A 25332-nucleotide genomic window follows, 5' to 3' on the forward strand; every position below is an offset into this window, starting at 1 on the left:
GCCGGACGCGGATCGGCCCGTCCGGGGCAGGGAGCGCGGATGGCCCACGCCTACAGGTTCGGCATCGAGGAGGAGTTCTTCCTGGCCGATGCGCGCACGCGCGGCACGCCGCGGGCCGGCCTCCGGGCCTTCCATGCCGCCGTGCGGGCCCGCCTCGACGACGCCGAGCGCGAGCAGCTCCAGTGCCAGGTTGAGGTGGCCTCGCCGCCGACCGCCGATCTCGCCGAGGCACGGGGGCATCTCGCGGATCTGCGCGGCAGCCTCGCGGAGATCGGCGCCGAGCGCGGGATCCTGACCTTCGCCGCGGGCACGCATCCGATCGCCCGGTGGCGTGACCAGCGCCCCACCGACAAGGCCCGATACCACGGGATCATGGCCGACCTCCGGATGCTCGGCCGGCGCAACCTCGTCTGCGGCCTTCACGTCCACGTGGAGGTCCCGGACCCCGAGGCGCGGGTCGGGCTGATCAACCGGCTGCTGCCCTACCTGCCGGTGCTGCTCGCGCTCTCCACCGGCTCGCCGTTCTGGCAGGGGCAACTGACCGGCCTCGCCGGCTACCGGATGCGCGCCTACGCCGAGCTGCCGCGCACGGGCGTGCCCGAGCTGTTCGCCGATGCCGACGACTACGCCCGCTACGTCGACGTGATGACCCGCTCGGGCGCCATCGCGGATGCCAGCTATCTCTGGTGGCACGTGCGCGCGTCGCTGAAATATCCGACCCTCGAACTGCGGGTCGCCGACAGCTGCACGCGCCTCGACGACGCGCTGTGCATCGCCGCGCTGTTCCGCTGCCTCGTGCGCCGGGTGGTCCGGGACAAGCGGCTCAATGCCGGCCTGACCGCCGCCTCCCGCGGCTTCGTCATGGAGAATCTCTGGCGGGCCGAGTGCGACGGCGTGCGCGCGACGCTCATCGACGAGGCGCAGGTCCGGACGGTGCCGGTCTCCGCGCTGGTCGAGACCCTTCTCGCCGACATCGCCGAGGATGCCGAGGCGCTGGGCTGCGCCGCCGCCTGCGGGCACGCGGCGCGGATCGTGGCGGAGGGGACCAGCGCCGACAGGCAGATGGGCGTGTTCGCGGCCGCGCGCCGGTCGGGCGCGCGGGAGCGCGCGGCTCTGTCGGCGGTGGTCGATCATCTCGCGGCGGAGACCGCCGCCGGCTCGAGGTCCGGGCCTGGGGGGCACCCGAACATCGCTCCGGCGGCGTGACGACGGGCGCGGAACCGGCTGAGGGGGGATCGTCGAGGCCGCGTTCCGTCGGCCGCGCTCGAGGACGCGGTCGGCCGTATGAGTCGCATGGCCATGTTGCCGAAGGATGTCTGGCCGCCGGTACCGCGCGCCTTTATGGCCGGTCGCGCGGCGACGGGTTCCCTCCGTGCCGTCCTCTGCTATCCCTCGCGTCCCAGCAGCCACCCCGACTCCGCGGCCGACCCTCCGGAATGAGCCTCCTGCGCGACCTCTTCGGCCATGTCGGCCGTACCGTGACGGCCTATGCCGGCGACAAGGCGTTGATGCTCGCGGCGGTCTCGGCCGCCGCCAACGTCATCGTGGCCGACGGCGAGGTCGCGGGCCCCGAATTCGACGCCGCCCTGCATGGCCTGAAGGCCGACCCGGTCCTGATGAAGGGCTACGACGCGCTCATGCTGGAGACGGAGCTCTACGAGGGCATCGCCCGGGCTCGCACCCGCCTCGGCCGGGCCGAGAACCTGCGCCACGTCGCGGCGGTCGCCGAGCGGCCCGCGGCCCAGCGCGAGAACGTCTTCCTGATCGCCGCGGACGTCGCCGACCAGGACGGGATCAGCAACATCGAGGCGGGCGCTCTCGGCGAGATCGCCGTCGCCCTCCGGGTCGACGCGATCGCGCTCCTGCGCGCCAACCCGGTGCGGCGCCCGCTGGCCTGACCGGCCCGGTTGGCACCGCGGTTGCTCTCGGGTGCGCGTGGTGGGAGCGCTGCGAAGTCGGCCGCGCCCGCCTATAACGTCAGCGTCGCACGGCGATCCGCCGTGAAAGGAACCGGCATGGCCGAGATGAGCCTCAGCAAGACCCACAACCTGCGCGCCGACGGAGCGCGCCTCTGGGCGACGATCCTGGAGACCGCGCAATTCGGCGGCACGCCGGCCGGCGGCATCAACCGCCTGACGCTCTCGGCCGAGGACGGCCAGGTCCGCGACTGGTTCCGGGAGGCCTGCGAGGCGGCCGGGCTCACCGTGTCGGTCGACGCGCTCGGCACGCAGTACGCCCTGCGGCCGGGCCGCGACATGGGCCGCAAGCCGATCGCCTTCGGCTCGCACCTCGACACCCAGCCGACCGGCGGCAAGTTCGACGGGGTCCTCGGCGTGCTGGCGGGGCTCGAGGTGATGCGCAGCCTGAACGATGCCGGCATCGAGACCGAGGCGCCGCTCCTCGTGGTCAACTGGACCAACGAGGAGGGCTCGCGCTTCGCCCCCGCCATGATGGCCTCGGCGGCCTACGCGGGCGACTTCACCACGGACGAGATCCTGGCCAAGCGCGACGCCGCCGGCACCACGGTGGCGGAGGCCCTCGACGCCATCGGCTACCGCGGGGTGGAGGCCGTCGGCACGCGGGAGATCGGCGCCTTCGTCGAACTGCACATCGAGCAGGGGCCCATCCTGGAGGCCGAGGACAAGACCATCGGCGTGGTCGAGGGCGGCCAGGGCATCATGTGGTTCGACGGCGTGATCACCGGCTTCGAGAGCCACGCCGGGACGACGCCGATGCCGCGCCGCCGCGACGCGCTGCTCGCGCTCTCGGAATTCGCCCTGGCCGCCGAGCGGATCGCGCTGGGCCACGCGCCCACCGCGGTGGCGACGATCGGCGAGGCCGCGATCCTGGCGCCCTCCCGCAACGTCGTGCCGGGCCGGGTCGCCTTCACGGTGGACGTGCGCGATCCGCGCTCCGAGACCCTCGACGCGATGGAGGCGGCGCTCGGCGAGGCGGCCGCCGAGATCGCGGCGCGGCGCCATCTGGAGATCGCGCTGACCCGGATCTGGCGGAAGGAGCCGGTGCCGTTCGACCCCGCGATCGTGGCGGCGATCGACGCGTCCGCCGAGAGCCTGGGGCATCCGCGCCGCCGGATCATCTCGGGCGCCGGCCACGACGCCTGCAACCTCGCCGCGAAGGTCCCGGCGGCGATGATCTTCGTGCCGTGCAAGGACGGCGTCAGCCACAACGAGTCGGAATCGGCCACGCAGGCCGACTGCGCCGCCGGCGCCGACGTCCTGCTGCAGACGGTGCTCCGCCTCGCCAACGCGCCGCGCGCCTGAGGCTTCCCGCCGGGACGGCGCCCGTCGTCCCGGCGCCGGGCGCGCCGCACCGCCCGCGCGGAGGTGTACCGCGGCGGAAAATCCCGTAAGGACCGCTCCATGAGCGCGCGATCCTACCGCGACGCCAGGGGCCGGCCGCTCGTCGCGGTCACCGGCATCGGCGTCGTCTCCTCCCTCGGTCAGGGACAGGCCGACACGTGGGCGGCCATGACCGAGGGCCGGTCGGGCATCCACGCGATCGCGCGGTTCCCGACCGACACGCTGCGCACCCGCATCGCCGGGACGGTGGACTTCCTCGACACCGATCCGCTCGTCGCGCCGCTCCTGTCCGAGCGGTTCGCCGCCGTCGCCGCCGAGGAGGCGGTGGCGCAGGCCGGGATCGGCGCCAGGGGCGATTTCCCGGGCGCCCTGTTCATCGCGGTCCCGCCGGTCGAGATGGAGTGGCCGCAGCGGCAGGCCCTGGCCGAGGCCGCGGGCGGCGACGGCCCGGTCGACTACGCCGGCCTCCTGCGGGCGGCGGCGACGCGCCGCTTCGATCCCTGGCACGACCTGTTCATCTTCGGCACGGTCGCCGATCGCATCGCTGACCGCTTCGGCACGAAGGGCTCGCCGATCTCGCTCTCGACCGCCTGCTCGTCGGGGGCCACGGCGATCCAGCTCGGCGTCGAGGCGATCCGGCGCGGCGAGACCGCGGCGGCGCTCTGCATCGGCACGGACGGCTCGGTGAACCCGGAATCGCTGATCCGCTTCTCGCTGCTCTCGGCGCTCTCGACCCGCAACGACGAGCCCGCGACCGCCTCGAAGCCGTTCTCGAAGGACCGGGACGGGTTCGTCATGGGCGAGGGCGCGGCCGCCCTGGTGCTGGAGGACGCCGAGGTCGCCGTCGCGCGCGGCGCCGCGATCCTCGGCTACGTCCTCGGCTGCGGCGAGAAGGGCGACGGCTTCCACCGCACCCGGTCCAGCCCCGACGGCGCGCCGATCATCGCGGCGATCCGGGCGAGCCTGGACGATGCCGGTGTGGCGGCCGAGGCGATCGACACGGTGAACGCGCACGGCACCTCGACGCCGGAGAACGACAAGATGGAGGCCCTGGGCCTCGCGGCCGTGTTCGGCGACCGCGCGGCCGCCCTGCCGGTCACCTCCAACAAGTCGATGATCGGCCACACCCTCACGGCGGCCGGCGCCATCGAGGCGGCGGTCTCGCTGCTGACCATCCGCCACGGCCGCATCCCGCCGACCATCAACCACCGCGTGCCGGACCCGACCATCGCCCTCGACATCGTGGAGACCGCCCGCGATCTGCCGGTGCGGACCGTGCTGTCGAACTCGTTCGGCTTCGGCGGCCAGAACACCTGCCTGGTCCTCGGCGCGGAGCCCGCGTGAGCGCCGCCGACACCCCGCGCCGGGTCCTCGTGACCGGCGGCGCGTCCGGCATCGGCGCCGCGATCGTCCGCGCGCTGGCGGGATCCGGCCTCGGCGTCGACTTCACCTACCGCGCCTCGGCCGAGGCCGCGCAGGCGCTGCTGGCCGAGCTGCGGACGACCTACCCGGACCGGTCCTTCGCGGCCCATCCCGTCGACCTCGCCGACCGGGCCGCGCTGGACACCTTCTGCGAGACCGCCGAGGCCGCGGGCTATTACGGCCTCGTCCACAATGCCGGCCAGTCCTGCGACGCCCTCGCGGCGATGCTCGATCAGGAGCGGGCCGAGGCCGCCATGCAGGTCAACTTCTTCTCGCTGACGCGCCTCGCCAAGGCGCTGGTGCGGGAGATGACCCGGGCGCGCGCGGGCCGCATCGTGGCGGTCGGCTCCGTGGCCGCCCTGCGGGCCAATGCCGGCAACGCCGCCTACGCGGCGACCAAGGGCGCGCTCATCGCCTATTGCCGCACCCTGGCGATCGAGACCGCCAAGCGCGGCGTGACCGTCAACGTCATCGCCCCGGGCTTCGTCGACACCGCCATGATGGAGCGCTACGCCGCCTACCGCGACGGGATGGAGCGCCAGATTCCCGCCGGCCGCTTCGGGCGGCCCGAGGATGTCGCGGCGCTGGCGGCCTTCCTGATGGGCGAGGGGGCATCCTACATCACCGGGACCGTGCTGCCCGTCGATGGCGGCCTGACCGCCATGATGGGTGTCCACCGGACCTGACGGTGGCGCCGCCGAACCGGACGATTCTGCCGATGCGCGCCAGCCTCGCCCTCACCGCCGCCCTCTGCGGCGCGGCTCTCCTGGCCCCGGGCGACGCCCGGGCGGAGCCGCAGGTCTACCGAATTTCCGGCCTGCCGCCGGGCGAGCCGCTCAGCATCCGCGCCGAGCCGGACCCGTCCGCCGAGCAGATCGGTGAGATCCGCAGCCGCGCCCTGGTCTTCGGCTGCACCAACGACACGCCGAGCCGCACCACGTGGTGCCGGGTGAAGGCCGGACGCGCCCTCGGATGGGCGCGGCGGCGCTACCTGGCGCCGGAGTGACGAGAGACACGATGCGAGCCCTCCAACTGTTCGGCGACCGCGACCTGCGCCTCACCGAGATCGAGCCGCCGCCCGCGCCCGGCGCCGGCGAGGTCCGGATCCGCATCCGCGCGGTCGGCCTCAACTTCATCGACGTCTGGGGCTTCCGCGGCATGGCCTTCGCCAAGCGGAAGATGCCGCTGATCGTCGGCGCGGAGGCGGCCGGGATCGTCGAGTCGGTCGGGGCGGACGTCACCGGCCTCGTCGCGGGCGACCGGGTCGTGCCGTACGGCGCCATGACCTGCGGCAAGTGCAAGGCCTGCCGCGAGGGGCGCGACAACCTCTGCGAGGACGTGTCCGGCGTGATGGGCTTCCATCTCGACGGCTTCGCCCGGGAGTTGGTGACCATGCCGGCCCGCCTCGTCGTGAAGGTGCCGGACGGCGTCAGCGACACCGACGCCGCCTGTGCGGGCATCGCCTTCGGCACGGTCCAGCACATGCTGTTCGACAACGCGCGCCTTGAGCCCGGCGAGAGCGTGTTGGTCCATGCCGGCGGCTCCGGGATCGGGACCGCGGCGATCCGCATGGCCAAGGCGATCGGCTGCACCGTCTACACGACGGTCGGCGACGACGAGAAGGGTCGCAAGGCCGCCGAGCTCGGCGCCGACCACGTCATCAACTACCGCACCGAGCGCTTCGAGGGCGAGGTCCGCCGGCTCACGAAGCGCAAGGGAGTCGACGTGGTGTTCGAGCATGTCGGCGCCGATACCTGGAACGGCTCCCTGCTCTGCCTGAAGCGCGGCGGCCGACTCGTGACCTGCGGATCGACCTCGGGCGTCTCGGCGACCATGAACCTGATGCAGCTGTTCCAGCAGCAGTACCGCATCACCGGCTCGTTCGGCTGCTCGCTCGCGAATATCGGGCAGGCCCTCGCCAAGATGGAAGCGGGCATTCGACCGGTGGTGGATACCGTGTACCCGCTGGCGGATTTCGCGCAGGGTCTGGAGCGCCTCGAATCGCGCCGGGTGTTCGGCAAGATCCTCGTCAGCCTGTAGCGCCGGCAGCGGCGCACCCGCCCGGCGCCGCACCGTCACCGGGTGCGGCGATCCGCATTTCGCGCTGCGGGAGACTTGTCGTAAACGTCGCTGTACGGGTGCGCTGGGGGGCCGCCCGTACCGTTCTCTGGAATCGACTGTGCTGCGTCTCGCCCTCCTGCTCAAACGGTCGTACCCGCGCCTCGCGGGCTTCGCGATGATCCCGGTGATCCGCGCCCTGGTGCTGCTGGCCCGGATCCTCGGGCCGGTCCGGTCCACGGCACTCGGCGCCGCGCTCCTGCGAACCCTCGGACCGCTCCTGCCGGCGCACCGCACGGCGATGGCGAACCTCCGGGCGGCCTTCCCCGACATGTCGGAGGCGGAGCGGAAGCGGATCGCCCTGGAGGCCTGGGACAATCTCGGCCGGACGGGGGCCGAGTACGCCCATCTCGACAGCCTGTTCGATTACGATCCCGCCGCCACCGGCGACTTGCGGACGGAGGTCGCCGGGATCGAGCACTTCTACGCCCTGCGCGACGATGGCCGGCCCGGTCTGATCTTCTCGGCGCATCTGGCGAACTGGGAATTGCCGGCGATCTGCGCGGCCCGTTTCGGCCTGGACGCCACCGCGGTGTTCCGGCCGCCGAACAACCCCGCCGCCGCGCGCCTCGTCCAGGAGGTCCGCCGCCGGACGATGGGCGGGCTCGCCGCCTCCACGCCGGGCGCCGTCTTCGCCATGCGCGACGTGGTCGAGACCGGCGGCCACCTGGGTCAACTGATCGACCAGCACTTCACCCGCGGCGTCGTGGTGGAGTTCCTCGGCCGGCCATGCCTCGCCAACCCCCTCTTGGCCAAGCTCGCCCGCCACTACGACTGCCCGGTGCACGGCGTGCGCGTCGTGCGCCTGCCGGAGGGCCGCTTCCGCCTCGAGCTGACGCCGCCCCTGGACCTGCCCAGGGCGGCCGACGGGACCATCGACGTCGCCGGCGCCATGCAGGCGATGACGGCCGTGGTCGAGGGCTGGGTGCGGGAGAACCCCGGCCAGTGGCTGTGGATGCATCGCCGCTGGCGGCCCGACATGCTGCCCAAGCCGAGAGTGGCGCCGGCGCCACTTCAACCGACAGTAGAGATCTCTCAAGCCAACGTGATTTCACCTTCGGCCTCGCAGACGGTCTGATGGATCGATGACGCCCCGGCACCGCGCCCCGACCCGCGACCGCCGCGCGCTGCGCGCCGCGCTGCTTGCCTGCGCGACGCTGGCCGCGATGCCGGCGCGGGCCGAGCCCGTCCGCGCCGTGGTCGAGCTCTTCACCAGCCAGGGCTGCGGCGCCTGCCGCTCCGCCGACCCGGTCCTGCGCGACCTCGCCCACAAGCCCGGCGTCATCGCCCTGACCCTGCCGGTGACCTACTGGGACTATCTCGGCTGGAAGGACACGCTCGCGCTGCGGCCGCTGACCGAGCGCCAGCGCGCCTACGCGCGGGGCCGCGGGGCCCGACAGGTGTTCACGCCCCAGGTCGTGGTCGACGGCAACGGCTTCGCCGTCGGGTCCGACCGGCCGGCCCTGGAGCGCCTGATCCGCGATGCCTGCCAGCACGGCGGGCTGCCGGTGCCGGTGCGCGGGGAGACCAACGGCGACCGGATCCTAGTGGAGGTCGGGGCGGCCCCGGAGGCCAAGACCGAGATCCGCGGCGACGTCTGGCTGGTGCCCGTGCTCCGCAGCCGCGCCATCGCGATCCAGTCCGGGGAGAACGGCGGCCGGACGGCGACCTACGTCAACGTCGTCCGAGGCATGCAGCGGCTCGGTCCCTGGACGGGCCAGCCGACCCGCTTCGAGGTGCCCGACACCCAGGCCCGCGTCGCCGACGCGGACAGCTGGGTCGTCCTGCTCCAGGGCGCGGCCGACGGCAAGCCGGGCCGCATCTTCGGGGCCGCCAAGGGACCGGGGCTCTAGGCGCGGGGTCGCGCGCTGCTACTCCAGCGAGATCGGGTCGATCTGCCGGCGGCCCTCGCGCCGGTGGCGCGCCCGGGACGCGTCGGCGAGCGACGACAGGCGAGCGTCGAGGCGCTCGGACAGGCGGCCCACCAGCCCGATCAGCCCGTCGATCATCCGGCTGACGCCTGCGACCGTCCCGGTCACGGCTCCGACGATCCCGTTCTCGATGGCACGACCGATTCGGCGAACACGCTGCATGACGACTGTCGCTGGGTGGGCGGCGCCGGCGGCGCCCCGATCCGCGGCAGGTAGGGCGGCCGCTCCGGCCCGTGATGCGGCCGAAAGCGGCGCGGGTCCGCGCCGCGGGAGCGGAACCTTCGCGCGTCGCGGCCGGAGCGCTCGAACCGGCGGGTCGGCAGGCTCGTTGCATGGGTGAGCGGCCCGCCGTCCCGCGCGGGCGCCCGAGATCGAGGGTCGGCCATGCGGCGACGCCCGTTCCTGTCCGGGATGTTCGCCGCCCTGTCGCTGGCCGGCCGCCCCGCCCGCGCCGCGGATACGGGCGTCGACCTCCTCCTCGTCCTCGCGGTGGACGTGTCGCTCAGCATCAGCGAGGCCCGGTTCGACCTCGAGCGCCGCGGCTACGCCGAGGCCTTCGGCGACCCGCGCGTGCTGCGCGCCATCGGCGACGGCTTGACCGGGCGCATCGGCGTCGCCCTGTTCGACTGGGCCGGACCCGGCGAGCAGCAGGTCGCGGTCGACTGGATGGTGATCGCCTCGGCGCAGGACGCGGCCGCCTTCGCGGCGCGCCTCCGCGCGGTGCCGCGGCCGTTCTACGGACGCACCGCCATCGGGTCCGCGATCGGTTTCGCCGCCGACCTTCTGGCCCGCGCGCCGTTCCGCGCCGAGCGCCGGGTGATCGACATCTCCGGTGACGGCACCGGCAATGCCGGGCGGCCCATCGCCGAGGCCCGGGACGCCGCCGTGGCGGCCGGCATCACGGTGAACGGCATCGTCATCCTCACCGAACCCGAGGGGATGCCGGCCTTCCTGAAAGAGCATACCAATCCGGCGGGCGGCCTGGCCGCGTATTACCGGAGCGTCGTGATCGGCGGGGAGGGCGCCTTCGTGATGACCGCCGAGAGCTTCGCGGCCTTCGGACGCTCGCTCATCGCGAAGCTCGTGCGCGAGATCTCCTGACCGTCACCCGGATCCCAGAGGACCGACCATCGATGCGCCTTGCCGTCCTCCAGTTCACGCACGAGACCGTCACGTTCCTGCCGAACGACACGACCCGGGACGACTTCATCTATCCCGGCTCACCGGCCGCCGGGGCCGCGCTGCTCGCCACCGATCCCAAGGGCTACATGGGCGGCTTCGTGCAGGTGGCGCGGGAGTACGACGGCGTCGAGCTCGTGGGGATCACCTCGCCGCTCTGGCCGCGCACCGGCACCGCCTCGGGCTGGATCACCGCCGACGCCTACGCGCATTTCCTCGGGCAGATGGTGGCGGAGCTGCGGGCGCAGGGCCCGTTCGACGGGGTCTATCTCGCCCTGCACGGCGCGATGGCGGTGCGCGGCGTCCCCAGGCCGGAGGCCGACATCGCCCGCCAGGTGCGCGCCGCGGTGGGCGAGGGGTCGATCCTGGTCGGGACCTTCGACCTGCACGGCAACGAGGACGCCGCCTTCCTCGACCACGCCGACATGGCTTTCGCGGTGAAGTACTTCCCGCATTACGACGGCCACCTGCAGGGGCAGCGGGCCGCCCGGATGCTGGTGCGCGCCGTGCGCGGCGACTTCCGGCCGGCGCACCGGACCCTCAAGGTGCCGATCCTCTCGCCGACCGTCGTGCAGTGGACCGGCGCCGCACCGTGGTCCGACCTCGTGCAGCGGGCCCTCGTCTGGGAGGCGCGCGAGCCGGACGTGTACGTGAACGTCTTCTTCGGCTTCCCGTGGGGCGACGCCCCGGACGGCGGGATGACCGTGCAGGCGATCACCGACGACGACCCGGCCCTCGCCGAGCGGGTGGCGCGGGATGTCGCGGATTTCGCGTGGCGGCAGCGGCGCGCGCTGCTCGAGGCGACGCGGATCCACACGATCGCCGACGGCGTGCGCCTCGCCCGGGCGGCGGTGGCGGAGGGCGCCGCCCCGGTGGTCCTCGCTGACCACAGCGACCGGTCGGGCCGGGCGACCTGGCTGCTGCGCGAGATCCTCCGGCAGTGCCTCGCCCGCACCCTGGTCGCCACGGTGGCGTCCCCCGACATCGCGGCGGGGTCCCTCGCGGCCGGCGACCCGTTCGACGCGCCGGTCGGCGGTGGCGGCGACCCGTCCGCGGGCGACCCGGTGCGCATCACCGGGACCGTGCTGCGCGTCGTCGCCGCGCCGGAGCCCGGCGTCGCCGGCAGCGGCGGCGGAGGCACCTGGATCTGCGTCGCGTTCGGGGCCGGCAACGTCCTCGTGCTGAGCCCGCAGCTCGCGCAGATCGTCGAGCCCGACGAGCTGTGGCGGCTCGGCCTGGACCCGGCGGATTTCGACGTCGTGGCGATCAAGTCGCGGGTGCATTTCCGGCGCGGCTTCGACGACAGCGGCTACGCCCGCACGATCCTGCTGGTGGAGCCGCCGGAGCCGTTCCTCGGCACGGTGCGCCTCGATCACCTCGCCTACGCGCAGATGCGGGCCGCCGACTTCTTCCCCTACGGCGACCCGCCCGGGCCCGTCCCGTCCGACCCGTGACCGGTCCGGCGGGGACGACAGGTGGCGGCCGCCGTCACCCGCCGGTGCTCGCCCCGCACGTGCGAGGGCGCTAGGTTCATCCCGTACGCGCTCGGTGAGGCGCGGCGAGGGAGAGACGGGATGCGGATTCCGGCCGACAGGCTGACCGCCTACGTGCGGGACATCTTCGTGCGCGAGGGCTGCGCCGAGCCGGAGGCCGAGCGCATCGGCCGCTTCCTCGTGGCGGCGAACCTCACCGGCCACGACAGCCACGGCGTCGTCCGCGTCACCCGCTACATCGAGTGGCTGCGCGCCGGCGAGGTCGAGGCCGGCCGCACGCCCGAGATCGTGACCGACGCGCCGAACTTCGCACTCGTCGACGCCCATTACGGGTTCGGGCAGACGGCCGGCCCCGTCGCCATCGATCTCGGGATCGCCAAGGCGCGGGCGAACGGCGTCGCGATCATCGCCCTGCGGCATGCCGGGCATATCGGCCGGATCGGCGAGTGGGCCGAGCGGGCGGCGGCGGCGGGGCTCGTCTCGGTCCATTTCGTCAACGTGGCGGGGAGCCTCCTCGTGGCGCCGTTCGGCTCCGTGGAGCGCCGCTTCTCGACGGCGCCCTTCGCGGCCGGCTTCCCGGTTCCAGGAGGCGACCCGATCATCCTCGACTTCGCCACGTCGCTGGTCGCCGAGGGCAAGGTGCTCGTCGCCTCGAGGGGCGGCAAGCCGCTGCCCGAGGGCGCGCTGATCGAGCCCGACGGCCGCCTCAGCGCCGACCCGGCGACCCTGTTCGGCCCGCTGGAGGGCGTCGAGCGCGACAACCAGCGCGGGGCGGGTGCGATCCGGGCCTTCGGCGAGCACAAGGGCTCCGGCCTCGCGCTGATGTGCGAGCTATTGGCCGGCGCGCTCACCGGCTCGGGCACGGCCGGTCCCGGGCAGCGGCGGATCTGCAACGGCATGCTGTCGATCTACGTCACGCCGTCGGCCCTCGGCACCGAGGACGCCCTCGCCGCCGAGACGCGGGCCTATCTCGAGTTCTTCAAGAGCGCCAAGCCGATGCCGGGTGCCGAGGTTTTGCTGCCCGGCGAGCCGGAGCGGCGGATGCGCGCCGAGCGCCTCGCCGAGGGCGTGCCGCTGCCCGAACCCGTCTGGGAGACCCTTCTCGCCGCCGGCCGGCCGCACGGCCTCGACGGCAACGCCTATCGCACCTGAGCCGGGAACGACCCGGCACGACACCACGCTCGGCGGCGACCCCCGGCCTCAACGGGGGCGCCGCACGGACCGGGGACGCCATACCCGGAAGACGGGAGGAGCCCACGATGCCTCGCTTGCGCTGGCTCATGATCGGCCTCTGCATGGCCGCCAACGCCATCAACTACATCGACCGCGCCAACCTCGCGGTCGCCGCGCCATCCATGACCAAGGAACTCGGGCTCGACGCCACCGACATGGGCCTGATCCTGTCGGGCTTCTTCTGGACCTACGCGATCATGCAGCTGCCCTTCGGCTACGTGGCCGACCGGGTCGGCGCGCGGCTCTCCCTCGTCGTCGCGGTGGTCTGGTGGTCGGCCTGCACGGCGCTGACCGCGGTCGGACGGGGGTTCCTGTCCCTGCTCGGCCTGCGCATGCTGCTCGGTATCGGTGAGGCCGGGGCCTACCCGTCCTTCGCCAAGGTCGCGGCCTCGTGGTTCCCGCGCAGCGAGCGCAGCTTCGCCAGCAGCATCTTCGACAGCGGCTCCCGGGTGGGCTCCGCCCTGGCGATCCCGCTGGTCTCCTGGGTCATCGCGACGCTGGGCTGGCGGGAATCCTTCGTCGTCACCGGCGTGCTGGGCTTCGTCTGGGCGGTGTTCTGGATGTGGCTCTACCGCGAGCCCGAGAACCACCCGAAGGTGTCGCCGGAGGAGCTCGCCCGGCTCCGGGCCGCGCAGGAGCGGCCGAAGACCATCGACGCGGCGGACGCCCAGAACCAGGTGCCGTGGCTGTCGCTGTTCCGCTACCGCACGGTCTGGGGGATGATGGCCGGCTTCTTCTGCCTCAACTTCGTGATCTACTTCTTCATCACGTGGTTCCCGACCTATCTGGTCAAGGCGCGGGGCTTCTCCCTGGCGGAGCTCGGCACGCTCGGCAGCCTGCCCGCCCTGGCGTCGATCCCCGCGGGCTGGCTCGGCGGCTTCGCGTCGGACGCGCTCTACCGCCGTGGCTGGAGCCTCACCGCCGCCCGCAAGACCTGCCTCGTCGGCGGCATGCTAATGTCGTCGGTGATCACCCTGTCGATCATCGCGCCCAACATCTACGTGGCGCTGCTGTGCTTCGCGGTCGCCTACGGCAGCCTCGCCTTCACGGCGGCCTCGATTTGGGCGCTACCCGGCGACGTGGCGCCGACCCCGGCCCACGTGGCCTCGATCGGCGGCATCCAGAACTTCGCGTCGAACGTCGCCGGGATCGTGACGACGACCTTCACCGGCGTCATGCTGACGGTCACCCAGGGCTCGTTCGTGATCCCCCTGATCGTGGCCGGCGGGTTCTGCCTGCTGGGCGCCTTCATCTACCTGTTCGTGGTCGGCGAGATCGCGCCGCTGCCGGTCCGCGACGCTCGCGCCCCGGCCCTGCGCCCCGAAGCGGCGCGGTGACGGCGCGGTGACGGCGACCGGCGCGACGGCATCCGAGGAGAGACCGATGTCCACGTATCCCGTGATCACCCTCCGCCCCGCCGACGGCGTGGCCGTGGCCCGCGGCGCCATCGAGCCGGGAACGCCGGTCGCCGACGGCGTCGCGGCGGCGGAGCGGATCCCGGCCGGCCACAAGGTCGCGGTCCGGGCCCACCGGAGCGGCGAGCCGGTGACCAAGTACGGGCAGATCATCGGCTTCGCCAAGGCGGACATCGCGGCCGGCCGCCACGTCCACGTCCACAATCTCGGGATGGGCGAGTTCGCCCGGGACTACGCGTTCGGGGTCGATGCGAGGCCGACCCAGCTGGTGACGCCGCCCGCGACCTTCCAGGGCATCCGCCGCCCCGACGGGCGCGTGGCGACGCGCAACTACGTCGGCATCCTCACCTCGGTGAATTGCAGCGCGCACGTCGCCGACCTGATCGCCGACGCGTTCCGGCGGCACCCGATCCTCGGCCTCGACCCGCTCGCCCCCTATCCCAACGTCGACGGTGTCGTGGCGCTGACCCACAAGACCGGCTGCGGCATGGCGATGGGCGAGCCGCTCCGGCTCCTGCGGCGGACGCTCGCGGGCTACGCGCGGCACGTCAACTTCTCCCACATCGTCATGATCGGGCTCGGCTGCGAGGTGAACCAGATCGGCGCCTTCCTGGAGGAGCAGGGGCTCGGCGGCCGGATCCGCAGCATGAACATCCAGAGCCTCGGCGGCACCCGGAAGACCGTCGAGGCCGGGATCGAGTTCGTGACCGGCATCCTGGCCGAAGCGAACGTGGTCCACCGCGAGCCGGTGCCGGCGAGCGAGCTGATCGTCGCCCTGCAGTGCGGCGGCTCGGACGGGTATTCCGGCGTGTCGGCCAACCCGGCGCTGGGGATCGCCAGCGACCTCGTGGTGCGGAACGGCGGCACGGTGATCCTGTCGGAGACCACCGAGACCTACGGCGCCGAGCACCTGTTCACCCGCCGCGCTATCAGCCCGGAGGTCGGCCAGAAGCTCGTCGACCTGATGCACTGGTGGGAGGAGTACACCCGCAAGGAGGGCTCGGAGATCGACGCGAACCCGTCGCCGGGCAACAAGGCCGGCGGCCTGACCACGATCCTGGAGAAGTCCCTCGGCGCCATGGCGAAGGCCGGCAGCACCAACTTGGTCGACGTGCTGCGCTACGCCGATCCCGTCACCGCCAAGGGCTTCGTCTTCATGGACACGCCCGGCTACGACCCGGTCTCGGCGACCGGGCAGGTCGCGGGCGGCGCGAACCTCGTCTGCTTCACCACCGGCCGCGGTAGCGTGTTCGGCTGCAAGCCGTCGCCTTCGATCAAGATCGCCACCAACTCGGCCATGTACCGTCGACTCGAGGAGGATATGGACGTCAATTGCGGCACGATCCTCGACGGCGCGGAGAGCGTGGAGCAGGCCGGCCACCGGATTTTCGACCTCATCCTGCGGGTCGCCGGCGGCGAGCGGACGAAGAGCGAGCAGTTCGATTTCGGCGCGTCGGAATTCGCCCCCTGGCAGATCGGCGCGACCGTGTGAGGGAGCGGGGCGCGCGCTCCGCCGTCATCGCGAGCGCAGCGCGGCGATCCGGGGAGGCGAAACTTCGGTGAGTGTGGCGCAGCCCTGGATTGCTTCGCTGCGCACGCAGAGACGGCCATTCCGACCGCCGTGCAGGCCTGGTCTCAGAGGTCGGTCCGGACCACGTGCGGGAAGCTCAGGATGAAGTCGGGGCCGAAGGCCGTGACCGGCGTGTGGAAGCCGGGCGCGACGGTGCCGGCAGCGACGCGGCGGGCCGCCTCCAAGGCGGTCCAGACGGTGAGCGTGTAGCCCTCGGGCGTCTCCATCCGGCTCGCCGCGCGGCGGCCGGCGCCGTCCCAGGCCTCCGCCAGGAAGGTGCTGCGGGCCTTCTCGCGCGCGGCGGCCGAAGGGCCCTCCGGCAGCCGGTCGATGCCGCGATTGATCAGGCGCTGCGCGGTGCCGCCCGCGATGATGCGGCGGATGCCGGCGGGCAGGCCGGCCGCCGCCGCCATGGCGGGGAAGGCCTCGAAGTAAACGTCTATGTTCGGGACGCCGGTCGAGTACCACGCGCTCGACACGTCGCCCCAGCCGAGCCCGACGGTCCGGCGCGGTCCCGTTCCGAAATCCGCGGTGGCGCGCGGCGGGCTCGGCAACTCTACGATGCGCCCGTCCCGGCGCACCCGCGTGCCCCAGGCGATGCCCTCCACCATGGTGCGGGCCGTGCCGCGGCTGAAGCCGCCGAACCCGCCGATGGAGATGCGCAGATGCGTCGCGCCGGGAACGCGGCCGGCCACGTGCGCGGCGAGGCAGTCGCTCGGCACCACGTCGAAGCCCGCCGCCGGCAGGAGGACGATGCCGGCCGCCTTCGCGGCCGCATCCTTGGCCGCGAGGGCCTCCAGCACCGCGATCTCGCCGGTGATGTCGACGTAGTGCGCGCCGGCGGCGAGGCAGGCCTCGGCCATCGGCCGCGCCGTCCGCGAGAACGGGCCGGCCGCGTGGATCACCGCCGCCACGCCCGCGAGGGCGGATTGCAGGCCCGCGGCATCGTCGAGCCGCGCGGCCCGCATCTCGAGGTTCAGCCGGGCCGCCAGCGGCCGCAGCTTCTCGGGATCGCGCCCTGCCAGGATCGGGCGCAATCCCTGCCCGACGGCGTGCGCGGCCAGGAGCTGCCCGGTATAGCCGGTGGCGCCATAGATCAGGATCGCGGTCATCCCGGGGTTCTGACACCGCTTCCGCCGGTGTCAAAGCGCGCGCCGCGTCGCCGCCCCGGATGCTAGGGCTGCGCCGATCCGATCGTCCCGCGGCGGGGATCTGAAACCCTCCGTCCCCGCCCGAACAGGAGCCGAGGCACGATGTACGAGCGTAACCTCCCGCCGCGCGCGCGCCGCGCCAGCCGCAGGATCGCCTGCCTTGGCGCTGTCCTCCTGGGTCTGGCCGCGCCCGCCCGGGCCGGTGACGGGTCGGTGGTCCTGAAGGCGCCGTCCGACGCGAGCCCCGGCATCGCCGCCATGCCGCAGATCGCCGCGCCGGCCGACGAGGCCGAGCGTCGGATCAACGCGGCGCTGAAGCGCCTCGACGCGCGGGCCCTGCAGGCCGAGCAGGCGTGCAAGGATCAGGGCGGGAAGAACAGCTCCTGGGAGCGCACCGTCCAGGCCCCGATGCGCGGCCCGCGCTTCCTGAGCTTCGTCATCTTCGACAGCGGGTTCTGCGGCGGCGCGCACCCGAACAGCGGCACGATGTCGATCGTCTACGATCTCACCACCGGCGCCCCGGTCGATTGGACGACCCTGCTGCCCAACTCCCTGACCGGCAAGCTCGCCCTGGCGGAGGGCCCGGGCGGGACCAAGATGGTGACGCTCGCGTCGAAGAGGCTGCACGCCCTCTACCTCGCGGGCTATCGCCCGAAGACGGGCGATCCGAAGGCGGACGACGCCGACAAGGAGTGCCGCGAGGCCGTCGCCGAGACCTATGACGGGCAGCCGCCGGCCATGATGGCGTGGCTCGACGCCAAGGCCGGTGGCCTCGCGGTGCAATTCGACCTCGCGCACGTCGTCCAGGCCTGTGCCGACCCGGTGGTGATTCCCGTGGCGACGCTGCGCCGGGAGGGCGCGCAGCCGCTCCTGGCCGTCGCGCTGGAATCCGCGCACGCGCAGGCCTCGAAGTGACGCGATCGGCCACAGCGTGTTCGGCCTCGACGCGGGCCCCCGACGGTGTAGCGTGAGTCCGCGACGGCGCGATGCCAGCGCGCCGTGTCCGAGGGGCGGCCCATGTCTGGATCCGGCGTTGTCGACGAGGCGGCCGTCGCGGCGAGCGGGCCTTTCGGCGCGTTCGCCGGCGGCCTGCCGGACCTGTCGCCCCTGCGGCGGGCGGTGATCGCGGCCTGCCGGCGGCCCGAGCGGGACTGCGTGCTCCCGCTCCTCGAAGAAGCGCGCCTGCCGCCCGAAGCGGCTCGGCGCGTCGCCGAGGACGCGCGTCGCCTCGTCGAGACCCTGCGGCGCCAGGGCACCCGCGGCGGCGTCGAGGGGCTGATCCAAGAGTACGCGCTGTCCAGCCAGGAAGGCGTGGCGCTGATGTGCCTCGCCGAGGCGCTGCTGCGCATCCCCGACGCGGCGACGCGGGACGCGCTGATCCGCGACAAGATCGCCGGCGGCGACTGGGCCGCCCATCTCGGGCACAGCCCGTCGCCCTTCGTCAACGCGGCGACCTGGGGCCTGCTCGTGACCGGCAAGCTGGCGGCGACCCGGGACGAGGCCGGCCTGTCGGCCGCGCTCACCCGGCTGATCGCCCGCGGCGGCGAGCCCGTGATCCGGACCGGCGTCGATCTCGCCATGCGGATGATGGGCGAGCAGTTCGTGGCGGGGCGAACCATCGCCGAGGCCCTGCGGCACGCGGCGCGGCTCGAGGCGAAGGGCTTCACCTACTCGTACGACATGCTCGGCGAGGCCGCCGTGACCGCCGAGGACGCCGAGCGCTACCGGCGCGCCTACGCGGACGCGATCGCGGCGATCGGCGCGGCCTCTGCCGGGCGCGGCGTGCTCCGCGGCCCTGGAATCTCGATCAAGCTGTCGGCGCTCCATCCCCGCTACGCCCGCGCGCAGCGCGACCGGGTCCTGGCCGAACTCTATCCCCGCGTGCGGGACCTCGCCCGCCTCGCCGAGGGGCACGGCATCGGTCTCAACATCGACGCCGAGGAGGCCGACCGCCTCGACCTGTCGCTCGACATCCTGGAGCGTCTCGCCGCCGAGCCCGATCTCGCCGGCTGGGACGGGCTCGGCTTCGTGGTCCAGGCCTACGGCAAGCGCTGCCCGTTCGTTATCGACGTGCTGATCGACCTCGCGCGGCGGTGCCGCCGGCGGCTGATGGTGCGCCTCGTGAAGGGCGCCTACTGGGACAGCGAGATCAAGCGGGCGCAGGTCGACGGTCTGGCGGATTTCCCGGTCTTCACCCGGAAGGTCCACACCGACGTCTCGTACCTCGCCTGCGCGCGCCGGCTGCTCGCGGCGCCCGACGCGGTCTTCCCGCAATTCGCCACCCACAACGCCCAGACCCTCGCGAGCATCGTCGAGATGGCCGGCCCGGATTTCCGGCTCGGCCAGTACGAGTTCCAGTGCCTGCACGGCATGGGCGAGCCGCTCTACGAGGCGGTCGTCGCCGGCGAGATCCTGCAGCGGCCCTGCCGCATCTACGCGCCCGTGGGCACCCACGAGACCCTGCTCGCCTACCTGGTGCGGCGCCTCCTGGAGAACGGGGCCAACACGTCCTTCGTCAACCGGGTCGCCGACAAGGCCGTGCCGGTGGCGGATCTGATCGCCGACCCCGTCGTCGCCGTCGAGGCCGCGCCGGATCCCGGCGCGCCGCATCCGCGGATCGCGGCCCCCCGGGCGCTCTACGGCCCGGCCCGCGCCAACGCGGCCGGGCTCGACCTCGCCGACGAGGCGGCCCTCGCCCAGCTGTCGGACGGGTTGGCGGCGAGCGGCCGCACCGCGTGGCGGGCGGCACCCTCGGGCGCGGACGACGCGGCGGCCGACGAACCCGTCCACAATCCCGCCGACCGCCGGGACATCGTCGGCTTATACCGGGCGGCGACGGCCGAGACCGTGGCGGTCGCCGTGGCGCGCGCGCAGGCGGGCGCGGCCGGCTGGGCGGCGACGCCGGCGACCGCGCGCGCCGCCTGCCTGCGGCGGGCCGCCGACGCCCTCGAGGCGCAGATGCCGCCGCTGATCGGGCTCGTCGTGCGGGAGGCGGGCAAGACCTGCGCGAGCGCCGTCGCGGAGATCCGCGAGGCGGTCGACTTCCTCCGCTACGCCGCCGCCGAGGCCGAGCGGACCCTCGGGGACGCGCACGCGCCGCTCGGTCCGGTCACCTGCATCGCGCCGTGGAATTTTCCGCTGGCGATCTTCGTCGGTCAGGTCGCGGCCGCCCTGGCGGCGGGCAACACGGTCCTGGCGAAACCCGCCGAGGAGACCCCGCTGATCGCGGCCGCTGCCGTCCGCGCGCTGCACGCGGCCGGGATTCCCGTCGAGGCGCTGCACCTCCTGCCGGGCGACGGCCGTGTCGGCGCCGCCCTGGTCGAGGATCCGCGCGTGCAGGGCGTGATGTTCACCGGATCGACGGCGGTGGCCAAGGGCATCCAGCGGGCTCTGGCGGAGCGGCTGAACCGTTTCGGCGAGCCGGTGCCGTTCGTGGCCGAGACCGGCGGCCAGAACGCCCTCGTGGTCGATTCCTCCGCGCTCGCCGAGCAGGTGGTGGCGGATGTCATCGCCTCGGCCTTCGATTCCGCCGGGCAGCGCTGCTCGGCGCTCCGCATCCTGTGCCTGCAGGAGGAGATCGCCGACCGGTTGCTGCACATGCTGAAGGGCGCCCTGCGCGAGCTGCGGGTGGGCGACCCGCGGGCCCTGCCCGTCGATGTCGGGCCGGTCATCACCGCCGAGGCCGCCGACCGGGTCGTCGGACACGTGGCGCGGATGCGCGCGCGGGGCTTCCCGGTGGAGCAGTTTCCCCTGCCGCCCGAGGCCGGCGCCGGGACCTTCGTGCCGCCGACCCTGATCGAGATCGGGGCCGTCGCCGATGTCGAGCAGGAGGTGTTCGGGCCGGTGCTGCACGTGCTGCGCTACCGCCGCGACGGCCTCGACGCGCTCCTCGCGGCGATCGACGCGACCGGCTACGGGCTCACCTTCGGGCTGCACAGCCGCATCGACGAGACCATCGACCGCGTCCTCGACCGCGTGCGGGCCGGCAACCGCTACGTCAATCGCAACATCATCGGCGCGGTTGTCGGCGTGCAGCCCTTCGGCGGCTCCGGGCTGTCGGGGACGGGCCCGAAGGCCGGCGGCCCGCTGGCCCTCGGCCGCCTGCTGCGACGCGCACCCGCCGCCGCCCGCGACGGGCTGGCCGCCGACGATTCGGCACTGCGTCCCTACACGGCGTGGCTGCGCTCGCGGCACCGGCACGACCTCGCGGACAGGCTCGAATCCGTCCGCTATCCCAGCCGCGCCGCGATCGCGCTGGCCGGTCCCGTCGGAGAGCGCAACCTCTACGCGCTGCGTCCCCGCGGGCGCGTCGCGGCTGTGGCGGCGACCGAGACGGCGCTCCTGCTCCAGCTCGGCGCGATCCTCGGCACGGGCAACGCGGCCGTCGTCATCGGGCCGGACGGGCGCGATCCGGTCCTGGACGGTCTGCCGGAAGCGTGCGCGGCGCGGGTTGCCCGGGCGCCGGACCTCGACCGCGCGGGCGCGATCGCCGGGGTCCTGTTCGCGGGCGACGCCGACGACCTGCTGGCCCTGAACAGGGCCGTCGCGGCCCGCGAGGGCGCGATCCTGCCGATCCAGGCCCGCTGCCCGGAGGCGCTGGCGGCCGGCGACCTCTACGATCCGGCCGGCCTGGTGGAGGAGGTCACCACCACGATCAACACCGCGGCGGCCGGCGGCAATGCCAGCCTGATGAGCGTCGGGTGAGCTCGCATCTGCCCGGTCAGGCCGACCGGCGCAGGTTCCAGAACAGCGGCAGCCCGGTCAGCATGCCTTCGAGGTCGCGCCGGTAGGCGGTCGGCTGGAAATACTGGCCGCAGGGCAGGTAGGCGCCGACCTCCAGGGCCCGCGCCTGGATCCGCGCCGCCAGGGCCTTCTGGGCGTCGAGGTCCGGCGCGTCGAACCACGCGCCGCGCAGCTCCTCCAGGCGCGCGTCGGTCAGCCAGCTCGGCACGCCGGCCCGGCCGTTCCCGCGGGCGGCCAGATGGTAGGCCGGCGAGAGGTGGTCGAGCCCGCCGGAGAAGATGCCGAACATCGACCAGCCACCCTGGTCCAGGGGCTTGGCGTTCAGGATCCGCTGGTTGACCGTCCCCCAGTCGGTGGCGACGACGTCGAGGTTCATCCCGATCTTGCGGCAGGCATCGGCCATCACCTCGCAGATCGCGTTGATCCGCGGCACGTCGGTCCCGGAGAGCAGCACGACGCGCTCGCCCTTGTAGCCCGCCGCCGCCAGCGCCCGCTTCGCGGCGGCGAGGTCGCGGGGGGCGGTCAGCGCCTCCATGCCGGCCGAGGACGCCATCGGCCCGCCGGCCGTGAAGATGCCGACGGGCCCGCGCCGGATCGCCGGGTCGCTGCCGGCGACGGCGTCCATCATCTCGGTCTGGTCGACGGCCGCGAGCAGCGCATGGCTGATCGCGGGATTGTCGAAGGGCGGCAGGGTGTGGTTGAGGCGGATCTGGCCGATCAGCCCGGCGGTTTCCACCAGATCCACCCGCACGGCGGGCTGGCGGTTCAGGTCCGGCACGAGATCGACGAGGGGCTGCTCCCACCAGTCGATCTCGCCCGAGCGCAGGGCGCCGGCCGCGGTCGCGCCGTCGGGGATCGTGCGCCACTCGACGCGGTCGAAATGCGCGATCCGCGGTCCCGCCGTGAAGCTCGGCGTGCCGTCGGGGCGCGGTCGATAGGCCTCGAACCGGCGGTAGACGTTGAGTGAGCCCGGGACCCGCTCCTCGGGGACGAAGCGGAACGGGCCGCTGCCGACGATCTCCGGCACCGGCTGCGTCGCGGGCGTCGCGCTCAGGCGCTCCGGCATGATCACCGGGACGTAGGAGGTCGGCTTGGCCAGGGCGTCCGGCAGGAGCGGGAAGGGCCGCTTCAGGCGGAACTGCACCACCGTGTCGGAGGGGGCCGAGAGTTCGTCCACCGTCGCGAACAGGGCCCCGCCATAGGCATCGCGCTGCGCCCAGCGCTTCAGGCTCGCCACCACGTCGCGGCCGAGGACGGGCGTCCCGTCGTGGAAGCGCAGGCCGTCCCGCAGGGTCAGGCGCCACGTGAGGCCGTCGGACGCGACCTCGTGGCCCGCCACCATCTGCGGCTGAGCGCGGTAGGCGGTGTCGAGGCTGTAGAGCGTGTCGAACACCATCAGCGCGTGGGTGCGCGTGACGTAATTGGTGGTGATGATCGGGTCGAGGAGCGCGAGGTCCGCGTAGGGGACGAACCGCAGGGTCGTCGCGGAGGCCGCTCGGACCAGGGCCGGCCGGGCGAGAGCCCCGGCCATCAGGGCTCCGGCGCCGGTCAGCAGGGTACGTCGCTTCATGAATCGATCCCGGTCACGGCGGCGTCCGATCTGGCCGCAAGCCGGGTTCGCGTGCAAGTGGTGCGCCACTGCCGCGCTTCGATCAGGATCTCAGAACCCGCCCGGGCCGGTAGCCGGACGGGTCGCCCGTGATCGCGCTGCGCGGGCCCTCAGGCGGCGCGCGACCAGCGGATGTCGCCGAGGCTCTCGCGGAAGGCGAAGCGGGCGAGATGGTCGGCCACGACGTTCTCCAGCCGGGTCAGGTTGACCGGGTCGGAGCTGTCGATGCGCATCACCAGCGCGTCGGGCTCGGCATCGAAGGTGCAGACGCGGTCCTCGCCGAAGGGCACGGTGCCGTGAACGGGGGTCGCCTCGACCTTGAACTTGTGGCTCCAGTGCCGGCAGAGCTGCTGCAGGTAGCGGCTCGCCTCGGTGGTCTGCACGCGGGCCTGGGAGGTGGGCATTCCGTCGGTCTCCAGATGGATGTGAAAACAGCCTGTCGGTGACGGTTCGTCGTTCGATCTCGCACGTGCGAGATAGGGAGGCCTCAGAGCAATTGCCATGCCTGGCGCCGACGGATCCGTCTCCGCCGTCTGTGTTGAGCGTGTGTCCGAAGCGTTAGCAGCACCTTAACGCGACGGGCCGCCCCGGCGGTTCGCGGCGCGGCGTGGCTGTCCTGCACGCGTCTCCGCGCCGAATTATGGCGCGATGCACAAATTCGCTCAGGCCGGCGGCGGGCCGCGATCGGTCGGGACGAGCACCTTGCCGGGGTTGAGCAGGTCGTCCGGATCGAGCGCGGCCTTCAGGCGCCGCATGAGGTCGAGTCCGACCGGGTCGCCGTAGCGCGCGAGTTCCTCGCGCTTGATGAGGCCGACGCCGTGCTCGGCCGCGATGGAGCCGCCCAGGGCGTGCACGAGGTCGTGAACGATCCGGTTGAACCGGCCCCAGGCGGACAGGAACGCCGCGGGCTCCATGCCGGGCGGCTGTGACAGGTTGAAATGGATGTTGCCGTCGCCGAAATGGCCGAAGCCGCAGGGCCTCAGGCCCGGCATCTCGGCGAGGCAGGCCGCCCCCGCCCGCTCCAGGAACTCGGGCAGGCGGGAGAGCGGCACCGACACGTCGTGCTTGATCGAGGCGCCCTCGCGGGTCTGCGCTTCGGGAACGCCCTCGCGCAGGCGCCAGAGCGCGGCGTTCTGGGCCCCGCTGGTCGCGATGGTGGCGTCGGCGATCAGCTCGTCCTCCAGGGCCTGCCCGAGGGCCGATTCCAGTTCGGCCCCCGTGTCGGCGTCCGGTCGCGCGGACGCGACCTCGATCAGCGCGTAGGCGCCGTGCGCGCCGTCCAGCGGCCGCACCGTCCCCGGGACGTGGCGCAGCACGATCTCCAGGGCGAAGGGCGGCAGGTACTCGAACGCCGTGAGGTCGCGGTCCATCCGCGTCCGCAGGAAGACGAACAGGTCCAGAGCCGCCTTCGCCGAGTCGAGGCCGACGAAGGCGACGCTCGTCGAGCGCGGCCGCGGGAACAGCTTCAGCACCGCCGCCGTGACGATGCCCAGCGTGCCCTCCGAGCCGATGAAGAGCTGCTTCAGGTCGTAGCCGGCATTGTCCTTGCGCAGGGCCCTCAGCCCGTTCCAGACGCGCCCGTCGGCGAGCACGACCTCGAGCCCGAGGACGAGGTCGCGGGCGTTGCCGTAGGCGAGGACCGCGATCCCGCCGGCATTGGTGCTCACGCCGCCGCCGATCCGGGCGGAGCCGCGCGACGCGTAGGAGAGCGGGAACAGCATGCCGGCGGCCTCGGCCGCCTCCTGCACCTCCTCCAGGATCATCCCGGCCTCGACCGTGATGGTGGCGTCCACCGGGTCGACCGCGCGCAGGCGGTTCATGCGTTCCAGGGACAGGACGACGCCGCCTTGCGGCACGCCGGCGCCGGTGAGGCCGGTATTGCCGCCGAGCGGCACGACGGCGATCCCGGCCTGCGTGCAGGCGCGGACCGCGAAGGCGACCTCCTCGGTGCTCCCCGGCCGAAGTACGGCCAGGGCCGACCCGGTGAACAGGCGGCGGCTCTCCGTCAGGTAGGGCGCGAGGGCGTCGGGATCCATCAGCACGTGCCGCGCGCCGAGCCCGTCCCGGAGCGCGGTCAGCAGGGTGTCGAGGGCGGCTGTCGGCGTCATCGCGCGGATTCTGTAGGCCGGAGCAGGCCGGACGCAAGCG

General features: G+C 73.4%; 21 protein-coding genes. 16 read left to right on the plus strand and 5 right to left on the minus strand.

The genetic code is table 11. The features are described 5' to 3' along the window. Nucleotides 1-39 precede the first annotated feature (39 nt). From LXM90_RS08160 to LXM90_RS08200, 9 genes are all read left to right on the plus strand, one after another. Nucleotides 40-1206, plus strand: a complete 1167-nt coding sequence (locus LXM90_RS08160; protein ID WP_020094591.1) for a carboxylate-amine ligase — start codon at nt 40-42, stop codon at nt 1204-1206. A gap of 230 nt (nt 1207-1436) precedes the next feature. Then, nucleotides 1437-1898, plus strand: a complete 462-nt coding sequence (locus LXM90_RS08165; RefSeq protein WP_020094590.1) for a tellurite resistance TerB family protein — start codon at nt 1437-1439, stop codon at nt 1896-1898. 117 nt (nt 1899-2015) lie between these two features. Beyond that, a complete protein-coding gene (locus LXM90_RS08170; RefSeq protein ID WP_419149854.1) occupies nt 2016-3281 on the plus strand; it encodes a Zn-dependent hydrolase in 1266 nt (421 codons plus the stop codon). A gap of 99 nt (nt 3282-3380) precedes the next feature. Continuing rightward, on the plus strand, nt 3381-4664 hold the full coding sequence (locus tag LXM90_RS08175) for a beta-ketoacyl-ACP synthase (protein ID WP_020094588.1): 1284 nt from the start codon (nt 3381-3383) through the stop codon (nt 4662-4664). Continuing rightward, nucleotides 4661-5428, plus strand: coding sequence for an SDR family oxidoreductase (locus LXM90_RS08180; RefSeq protein ID WP_020094587.1), 768 nt, complete (start codon nt 4661-4663; stop codon nt 5426-5428). Before LXM90_RS08175 ends, LXM90_RS08180 begins: the two co-directional genes overlap by 4 nt. A 32-nt stretch (nt 5429-5460) precedes the next feature. Then, a complete protein-coding gene (locus LXM90_RS08185; RefSeq protein ID WP_026605165.1) occupies nt 5461-5748 on the plus strand; it encodes an SH3 domain-containing protein in 288 nt (95 codons plus the stop codon). 11 nt (nt 5749-5759) lie between these two features. After that, nucleotides 5760-6782: a zinc-binding dehydrogenase gene (locus LXM90_RS08190; protein WP_234082321.1), complete on the plus strand. Its 1023-nt coding sequence runs from the start codon at nt 5760-5762 to the stop codon at nt 6780-6782. Between the two features lie 139 nt (nt 6783-6921). Further along, complete coding sequence (locus LXM90_RS08195; protein WP_020094584.1) at nt 6922-7938, plus strand: lipid A biosynthesis lauroyl acyltransferase; 1017 nt, start codon at nt 6922-6924, stop codon at nt 7936-7938. Nucleotides 7939-7945: 7 nt separating this feature from the next. Further along, on the plus strand, nt 7946-8713 hold the full coding sequence (locus tag LXM90_RS08200; RefSeq protein ID WP_020094583.1) for a DUF1223 domain-containing protein: 768 nt from the start codon (nt 7946-7948) through the stop codon (nt 8711-8713). Nucleotides 8714-8731: 18 nt separating this feature from the next. On the opposite strand, the gene LXM90_RS08205 is transcribed toward LXM90_RS08200, so the two are convergent. Beyond that, nucleotides 8732-8953, minus strand: coding sequence for a hypothetical protein (locus tag LXM90_RS08205; protein WP_020094582.1), 222 nt, complete (start codon nt 8951-8953; stop codon nt 8732-8734). Between the two features lie 222 nt (nt 8954-9175). Between LXM90_RS08205 and LXM90_RS08210 the strand changes: the two genes are divergently transcribed. From LXM90_RS08210 to LXM90_RS08230, 5 genes are all read left to right on the plus strand, one after another. Further along, nucleotides 9176-9892, plus strand: coding sequence for a DUF1194 domain-containing protein (locus tag LXM90_RS08210; protein ID WP_020094581.1), 717 nt, complete (start codon nt 9176-9178; stop codon nt 9890-9892). A gap of 32 nt (nt 9893-9924) precedes the next feature. Continuing rightward, nucleotides 9925-11424: a M81 family metallopeptidase gene (locus LXM90_RS08215; RefSeq protein WP_020094580.1), complete on the plus strand. Its 1500-nt coding sequence runs from the start codon at nt 9925-9927 to the stop codon at nt 11422-11424. 120 nt (nt 11425-11544) lie between these two features. Then, the gene (locus LXM90_RS08220; RefSeq protein ID WP_234082324.1) at nt 11545-12615 is read left to right on the plus strand and encodes a malate/lactate/ureidoglycolate dehydrogenase; all 1071 of its coding nucleotides are present in this window, start codon (nt 11545-11547) and stop codon (nt 12613-12615) included. Between the two features lie 107 nt (nt 12616-12722). Beyond that, nucleotides 12723-14033: an MFS transporter gene (locus LXM90_RS08225; RefSeq protein ID WP_026605164.1), complete on the plus strand. Its 1311-nt coding sequence runs from the start codon at nt 12723-12725 to the stop codon at nt 14031-14033. A gap of 46 nt (nt 14034-14079) precedes the next feature. Further along, nucleotides 14080-15603, plus strand: a complete 1524-nt coding sequence (locus LXM90_RS08230) for a UxaA family hydrolase (protein ID WP_091978743.1) — start codon at nt 14080-14082, stop codon at nt 15601-15603. A gap of 143 nt (nt 15604-15746) precedes the next feature. On the opposite strand, the gene LXM90_RS08235 is transcribed toward LXM90_RS08230, so the two are convergent. Beyond that, nucleotides 15747-16793, minus strand: coding sequence for a saccharopine dehydrogenase family protein (locus LXM90_RS08235; RefSeq protein ID WP_091926893.1), 1047 nt, complete (start codon nt 16791-16793; stop codon nt 15747-15749). Between the two features lie 141 nt (nt 16794-16934). On the opposite strand from LXM90_RS08235, the gene LXM90_RS08240 reads away from it, so the two are divergent. Continuing rightward, complete coding sequence (locus LXM90_RS08240) at nt 16935-17747, plus strand: hypothetical protein (protein WP_020094575.1); 813 nt, start codon at nt 16935-16937, stop codon at nt 17745-17747. A 102-nt stretch (nt 17748-17849) separates the two neighbouring features. Next, a complete protein-coding gene (gene putA, locus LXM90_RS08245) occupies nt 17850-21536 on the plus strand; it encodes a trifunctional transcriptional regulator/proline dehydrogenase/L-glutamate gamma-semialdehyde dehydrogenase (RefSeq protein ID WP_020094574.1) in 3687 nt (1228 codons plus the stop codon). A 16-nt stretch (nt 21537-21552) separates the two neighbouring features. Here putA and LXM90_RS08250 read toward each other — a convergent pair whose 3' ends face one another. From LXM90_RS08250 to LXM90_RS08260, 3 genes are all read right to left on the minus strand, one after another. Continuing rightward, nucleotides 21553-23145, minus strand: a complete 1593-nt coding sequence (locus tag LXM90_RS08250) for an ABC transporter substrate-binding protein (protein WP_234082326.1) — start codon at nt 23143-23145, stop codon at nt 21553-21555. Nucleotides 23146-23294: 149 nt separating this feature from the next. Next, a complete protein-coding gene (locus LXM90_RS08255; RefSeq protein WP_012320003.1) occupies nt 23295-23588 on the minus strand; it encodes a DUF2218 domain-containing protein in 294 nt (97 codons plus the stop codon). A 258-nt stretch (nt 23589-23846) separates the two neighbouring features. Further along, nucleotides 23847-25292: an FAD-binding oxidoreductase gene (locus tag LXM90_RS08260; RefSeq protein WP_234082328.1), complete on the minus strand. Its 1446-nt coding sequence runs from the start codon at nt 25290-25292 to the stop codon at nt 23847-23849. Nucleotides 25293-25332: the final 40 nt, after the last annotated feature.

Source organism: Methylobacterium oryzae, from assembly GCF_021398735.1.
Lineage (GTDB): Bacteria > Pseudomonadota > Alphaproteobacteria > Rhizobiales > Beijerinckiaceae > Methylobacterium.

Coding starts and splice junctions, on each gene's coding strand:
- LXM90_RS08160 (WP_020094591.1), top strand. CDS start 40: ATGGCCCACGCCTACAGGTTCGGCATCGAGGAGGAGTTCTTCCTGGCC.
- LXM90_RS08165 (WP_020094590.1), top strand. CDS start 1,437: ATGAGCCTCCTGCGCGACCTCTTCGGCCATGTCGGCCGTACCGTGACG.
- LXM90_RS08170 (WP_419149854.1), top strand. CDS start 2,016: ATGGCCGAGATGAGCCTCAGCAAGACCCACAACCTGCGCGCCGACGGA.
- LXM90_RS08175 (WP_020094588.1), top strand. CDS start 3,381: ATGAGCGCGCGATCCTACCGCGACGCCAGGGGCCGGCCGCTCGTCGCG.
- LXM90_RS08185 (WP_026605165.1), top strand. CDS start 5,461: ATGCGCGCCAGCCTCGCCCTCACCGCCGCCCTCTGCGGCGCGGCTCTC.
- LXM90_RS08190 (WP_234082321.1), top strand. CDS start 5,760: ATGCGAGCCCTCCAACTGTTCGGCGACCGCGACCTGCGCCTCACCGAG.
- LXM90_RS08200 (WP_020094583.1), top strand. CDS start 7,946: ATGACGCCCCGGCACCGCGCCCCGACCCGCGACCGCCGCGCGCTGCGC.
- LXM90_RS08205 (WP_020094582.1), bottom strand. CDS start 8,953: ATGCAGCGTGTTCGCCGAATCGGTCGTGCCATCGAGAACGGGATCGTC.
- LXM90_RS08210 (WP_020094581.1), top strand. CDS start 9,176: ATGCGGCGACGCCCGTTCCTGTCCGGGATGTTCGCCGCCCTGTCGCTG.
- LXM90_RS08215 (WP_020094580.1), top strand. CDS start 9,925: ATGCGCCTTGCCGTCCTCCAGTTCACGCACGAGACCGTCACGTTCCTG.
- LXM90_RS08220 (WP_234082324.1), top strand. CDS start 11,545: ATGCGGATTCCGGCCGACAGGCTGACCGCCTACGTGCGGGACATCTTC.
- LXM90_RS08225 (WP_026605164.1), top strand. CDS start 12,723: ATGCCTCGCTTGCGCTGGCTCATGATCGGCCTCTGCATGGCCGCCAAC.
- LXM90_RS08230 (WP_091978743.1), top strand. CDS start 14,080: ATGTCCACGTATCCCGTGATCACCCTCCGCCCCGCCGACGGCGTGGCC.
- LXM90_RS08235 (WP_091926893.1), bottom strand. CDS start 16,793: ATGACCGCGATCCTGATCTATGGCGCCACCGGCTATACCGGGCAGCTC.
- LXM90_RS08240 (WP_020094575.1), top strand. CDS start 16,935: ATGTACGAGCGTAACCTCCCGCCGCGCGCGCGCCGCGCCAGCCGCAGG.
- putA (WP_020094574.1), top strand. CDS start 17,850: ATGTCTGGATCCGGCGTTGTCGACGAGGCGGCCGTCGCGGCGAGCGGG.
- LXM90_RS08250 (WP_234082326.1), bottom strand. CDS start 23,145: ATGAAGCGACGTACCCTGCTGACCGGCGCCGGAGCCCTGATGGCCGGG.
- LXM90_RS08255 (WP_012320003.1), bottom strand. CDS start 23,588: ATGCCCACCTCCCAGGCCCGCGTGCAGACCACCGAGGCGAGCCGCTAC.
- LXM90_RS08260 (WP_234082328.1), bottom strand. CDS start 25,292: ATGACGCCGACAGCCGCCCTCGACACCCTGCTGACCGCGCTCCGGGAC.